General features: G+C 35.2%; 5 protein-coding genes. 3 read left to right on the top strand and 2 right to left on the bottom strand.

The features are described 5' to 3' along the window. Together H7254_RS06950 and H7254_RS06945 are read left to right on the top strand one after the other, a co-directional pair. Nucleotides 1-1752 (top strand): hypothetical protein (locus H7254_RS06950; RefSeq protein WP_301932283.1); only part of this gene is annotated, 1752 nt, incomplete at its 5' end. Between the two features lie 656 nt (nucleotides 1753-2408). Further along, nucleotides 2409-2534 (top strand): hypothetical protein, encoded by a 126-nt coding sequence (locus H7254_RS06945; RefSeq protein WP_301932282.1) that lies wholly within the window; start codon nucleotides 2409-2411, stop codon nucleotides 2532-2534. Here H7254_RS06945 and H7254_RS06940 read toward each other — a convergent pair. Beyond that, nucleotides 2531-4057: a tetratricopeptide repeat protein gene (locus tag H7254_RS06940; protein WP_301932281.1), complete on the bottom strand. Its 1527-nt coding sequence runs from the start codon at nucleotides 4055-4057 to the stop codon at nucleotides 2531-2533. The genes H7254_RS06945 and H7254_RS06940 overlap by 4 nt on opposite strands. Nucleotides 4058-4171: 114 nt before the next feature. Between H7254_RS06940 and H7254_RS06935 the strand changes: the two genes are divergently transcribed. Continuing rightward, a complete protein-coding gene (locus H7254_RS06935) occupies nucleotides 4172-5107 on the top strand; it encodes a caspase family protein (protein WP_301932280.1) in 936 nt (311 codons plus the stop codon). Nucleotides 5108-5351: 244 nt separating this feature from the next. Here the strand turns inward: H7254_RS06935 and H7254_RS06930 are convergent. Further along, the coding region (locus H7254_RS06930) for a hypothetical protein (RefSeq protein WP_301932279.1) at nucleotides 5352-5828 on the bottom strand (477 nt) is incomplete at its 5' end.

The raw sequence follows: 5828 nt of genomic DNA, 5'->3' as shown, positions 1-5828 counted from the left end.
TTTATACCTTCTTTAAAAAGATGGCGATATCTGGCTGTAAATACCCTACCCGGTACAGGAAGTAAAAACACTTTTCAGGAAAACTGGATGGAAGGACAGGCTCCCGGTGTAAATGGCGGTGGTGAAGGAAAAGGGTTGTGGATAACAGATGTAGGATATACTTCTAACCCCGGTAATTACGATGCTTTATCCTTTACACCCTCCATTAAATGGTTTAACGGAACAGTGTACATGGGAATTGGTAATCCAATAACATACGATATTAGAAGCCATGCTGCTTATTTTACTTACATAAGAGGTGACAGAGGCAGCACTGCAGCAAACGGCCTTCTATCAACAACAGTTTTGCGCACTTTCGGAAATTTAGTTCAGGGTGATAAAATAGTGAATATTCCTGTAGGTATAAATGGAATTGGTACTGGAAATCCCTATGCAAGTGCCATTGACCTGCGTAAAGTAGCATTTTCCGATTCTAATAACGTTAATATATTTGTGTGGGATCCAAACCTTGGAGGTGGTTACGGGCAGGGTGGTTTTCAAACGCTTAGTCGTGATCCTAAAGTTGATCAACATTTTACAATATTGCCTGGTGGTGGCAGTTATGGTTTGCAGTCAACAATGAATACAATTGAGTCAGGGCTTGGTTTTTTTATACAGGGTTCTTTAACGAGCAGGACGCTAACGTTTAAGGAAACGGCAAAAACACCATCACAAAATATTTTATCCCGTACTACGGTAGTTCCACAAAAAATGTATGTAAAATTATCTGTACGGGATGCAAACGACTCTCTGACTATGGCGGATGCTTTTCAGGTAAGAATGTCTTCTAACTATAACACAGCTTTAGATGCCAATGATGCCAGAAAAAGAACAGGCAGTTTTGAAAGTGTTGCTTCAAACCGGGAGGGCACGCTGCTTGTAATGGAATACCGCAACAGTGCCATGTTGTGTAATGACAGTTTACTGATTAACAGCATAAATTTAGCTCCAAAAAATTATTGCTGGACGATAATCAACACTTCTTTAAATGAACCGGGACGAACAGGAGTTTTGGTAGATAAATTTCTCGGAACAGAAATGTTGTTAAATCTGGACAGCATAACAAACTATAATTTTACGGTAACAGGTGAAGAAGGATCTTCTAATGTTAATAGATTTTTGGTCGTTTTTAGGCAAACGGCAGTATTACAAATTGAGCATATAAGTTTAGCGGCTAACAGAATGCCAAATGATGCTATTACGCTGAAATGGACAGCGGAAAATGAAACAAAAATCAATCATTATGAAACCCAAAAAAGCACCAATGCAGTTGATTTTTTATCATTTGGAATAAATACGGTTGCAACCGATAACACCGGTGGGAGTCCTAATTATTTAAAGGTTGATGGCTCAAAAAACAGTGGGGACATTTTCTACCGAATTAAAGCAGTACAGAATGATATGCAGGTAACTTATAGCACGATAGTGAAAGTGAAAGCTTTAAAGGAAGAGGGTTCTATACTTGTATATCCCAATCCTGTAGGCAATAAAACTGTAATGCTTTATTTTAAGGAAATACCATTTGGTAATTACCATTTAAGTCTAACAGAAACCACGGGGCGAACGATATTTAAGGGAAACATACTGGTAAGTTCTGCTATGATTAAGAAAGAAATATTAATTAATAAAAATCATGCTTCAGGAAATTATAACCTGGAAATTACAAATAAGGCTGGCTTTAAAAAAAGTATTAAAGTAACTGTTGTTAATTAAAAGGGTAGGTTTTTTTGTTTAAAAGAAAATGAGTTATCAAAATATTATCTAAATGATGCAAATCATTTTTTGTTTTTATATAAGCAATCAATTGCAGTAAAGCCTCAACAAAAAAAATGTAAATACATTCTTTAGTTAGATATAGACACGTTCCTCACACTTACTACTTTAAGGTTTGGGTTTCCACGAAGGGTGATAAATGAGTGTAATTATTTTGCAGTTAAATTATCCACCATAAAGTTTAAAATAAGAATTGGCTACAATTAATTTAAACTAAAATATTGCATATAATGGCCTGTTTTCTGAGACCACACTTAGTATGATAAGATGACCTGTAAGTGACGAATATTGTAATAGTAAATGAACATAAACTTTAGGGTTAATAAACGAGCGCAAGAGTTTGCCGGTGGTTTATTTTTAGTATAAATTTTGTGAGGTTACAAGGCGAAAGTGTAACTAACTCAGCAAGTAAAATCAAAATTATATTAAAATACTTATGTAATATATAATTTGTAAGTGCGCTACAATTAACTCACAAACATGGTGCGTATCAATACTTCGTCAAAATAATATTGATGATATAAAAATAAAATAATCAAAAATTCAACATTACGTATATAATTTATTCTTAAATTTAAGTATTAAAATTATAAATTATGGCAACTAAAAAAGCTACTAAAGCAGCGCCTGCAAAAAAAGCTGCAACGGCCAAAAAATCAACACCGGCTAAAAAATCAACTCTAAAAAATGCGATTACAAAGCCTGTAGTTCCTTTCTCTTAAGTATTTACATTATTGCTATCATCTTCTGTAGTGTTGTCTACAGAAGATGATTTTTTTAAATCATTCCCAACTTCCTCAATCACCGATGTAGATAATAGGTCTTTGGTTTCGGGCTCTTTATTTTTCTGTTCACCAATACAATTATTTTCATTTAAATTTTCTGATTTTTCAATTTTAAGGTTTTTTTCTTTTGTAAGTTTTTCAAGAACAATGTGCTCTAATTTATGGTGTAACGGCACAAGGCCTGCACCTATCAGCACCAGCATCAGTAATTCCAGTATTTTGTTGTGGTGCATTAGTTCTTCAATAAGCGGATGTAATAAGAGTATTAAAAATTCAAAGAACAGCAAGAGCGATACTACACCCATAAAACGAACCACATTTTTGTATATTCTTATTCTGCTGAAAGCAACGGTTAAAATAAAAAATATAGGAATAAAAATACAAATAGCAAGTATCTGCAACTGTTGCAGTCTGGTTTCTTTTTCACGAAGTTCTTGTTCCGCTATTTCAGCCTGGCGTATCTGTTCGTTCGTGCTTATAATCATAGCTTCTCTTGTTTTTGACTGACCTTTTAAAGAATCCTGCAGCATTACTGCCTGCTCCATGTAAACAAAAGCACTGTCAAGTTTTTTTTGTCTTTTAAAAAAACTGCTTAGGAAATTTGCTGCATCAAGTTCCCGGCTTAAAAATCCATCATGGCGGGCTATGTCAAATGCAAGTCTTGCATACCTTAATGCAGAGTCGGGCTGAGTTGTTCTTTGAAAAATATTGGCAAAACCTAAGGCAGTTTCACAAAGCATATCATTATTGGTACCATCATTTAAAAAAGGTACAGCATTTCGGTAATTCATCATTGCAACGCTGTCGTTTCCTTCAGCAGCCAATACATTACCAAGGCCAAGGAAAGCCACTCCCTGGTAAAAGCTGCTTTCATTTTTAATCCCTGTTTTTAATGCAGCAGAAAAATAATGTTTGGCAGAGTCTATATTTTTCAGTTTATAAAACGTTTCACCAAGGTTGGTTAGGATGCCGTTTTCCAGTTCTTTTTTTACAGCTCCACCAGCGGCAATCACAGTAGAGTGAGCCCTATACAAATAGTTTAATGCCTTTTCGTAATCTGACAATAAAATATAAATTAACCCTATGTTGTTAAGGGCGCTTGCATAATTACGAACGCTTTTTCTTTTTTCTTCAATTTTTAATTTCTGCATATAATTATTAAGCGATGCTGTGTAATTGCCCAATAAATATTGCCCCGTAGCCATAACAGCAAAAGACCGGCTCTCTCCTTCAATATATTTTATATGCTTAGATAATAACTGCGCTTGTTGCGCAAGTTCAATGGTTGTATCCGGTTTAAAAAATTGATATTGTTCAGCTAATTTCCAAAGCAGCGTAACCCTGTTACTATCTGCCTGTGGTTTTACAAGCAAGTTTTTTAGGCTGTCTATCTTAACAGATTGCGCCGTGGCGGCAATGCTGCAACATACTAATAGCAAAAATGTAAAATGCTTTACCATGAGGGTAAATGGGTTTAACTATTTTGTTAAGTTTAATTTCCCCGTAACAATTATAACTTAAATTTACATCTATATTTTTTAATATGTATGTATTGCTATTTTGCTAAAAAATAAATGACATCAATAATGTTTGGCGATAAAACTGAAAATTTTTCTGGTACATTAAAGAATTTTAAAACCAAAATAGAAGGATTACGTGCTGCTAAAAAAGACAGGCTGGTGCTCATTATTATGTCTAATACGCACGATCCAACTTTGTGTATAGGTTGCGAAAAAGATGCCGCTGCAATAAAAAAAACCTTTGAAGAAATTTGTGACCAAACCGATTATAATTTTTGTTGTATAGAAATATCAGGAAAAAATTACAGCAATAAAAATCTCTTCAAAGCCTTTGACAATATGGGTACTCATAATGATGTTACGGTATTTTATTATTCAGGGCATGGGTACAGTTACCAGAATGACAGCAGGTATAGATACCCCCAACTTGATATGCGAAGCCATAATACCCAAGCGGATTTTAATAAAATAGATTTTATAGAACAGCATACTGAAAACCTGAAAGCATTATTGCTTATGATGATGTGGAGAGCCGGCAGGGTAAACATAGCTATTGCAGATTGTTGCAATACCAGCATTCCATTTAAGCGAAAAAAAGCCAGTGCAACTGATATGGAAATAGCAGAAGATGTAATGGTGAGGGTCAGTAAAAAATTTACCCAACAATTGTATGCTGATAATAATAATATGGTGAGTATAATGGTATCCTCATCCACCCAAGGCCAGCCTGCCATTACAGATAATGAGATAGGTAGCATTTTTACTGATAGTTTTACAAAAACAATAAAAAGTTTATTATCAAAAAAATCTAACCCCAGCCAGTATTTTCCCTGGGTAAAAGTGCTGAAAACTACCGCTGAAAAAGCTTTTAAAGAAAGCAATAAATACAATATTGGCAACGGAATTGCTGGGAAACAAAAAGCAGTTTTTGAAGTGTTTATTGAAAGTGATTCAGATTATGCCAAGCGGATGAATAGCAAAGGTTGGTAAAGTATGTAGTTTTTATTTGTTTATTAAATTGGTGCTAACCCATAACATTGTAAGTGAAATCTAATTTTTGCTTATGCTATTTTTTATAGCCTGAGCTTGGTCTTTGATAAGATGGCTCAATGGAAAATATTCATAAATAATTAAAACCTTGTAATTAGGTCTGCTGTACAATGGCCAGGATTTGGTACTTTAATATTGAAGTGTGGGCATTAATGAAGGTCAGGGAATACAATAATAACTGGTTTTAATTTTTTAAGAAATTTCGGATATTATCATTTAAAAATTTTTCATCTGCAGGGTTGCTTGCCGCTCCCGCTGTGTGCCCCCAAAGTGAAGGGATAGGTTTGAATATTACCTTTTTAATAAAAGCCGATTCGTAAGTGGCATCGCCAATTGGGAAATATAAATCTGTAGCAGAAGGCATGTATAAAAAAGGCACTTTAATGGAGCGAAGCGCAGCTTCTACATTGCCATTAAAACCGGCTGTAGTACCAACATCGTGCTGCTCCCAGGTACGCATTTGCAGTATAAGGTTATTGGCATCAGCACCCGGAATAAAATTTGTTTTGTATTCGTTTAGTACTTGTGCAAATGTGGTGCCCGGTGCGGATGTCGTACGCCATAATTCCTTGCGCCACCACTCCTGTGAGTAAAGCCAGGCCGTCCATACGATACCAAAAGCCTGCAATCCTTTAACCGGTGGTTTGGTGTAATCGCCGTT

This window comes from Ferruginibacter sp. (assembly GCF_014377975.1).
Classification (GTDB): Bacteria; Bacteroidota; Bacteroidia; order Chitinophagales; family Chitinophagaceae; genus Ferruginibacter.
This window is presented reverse-complemented; position numbering and strand designations above follow the sequence as displayed.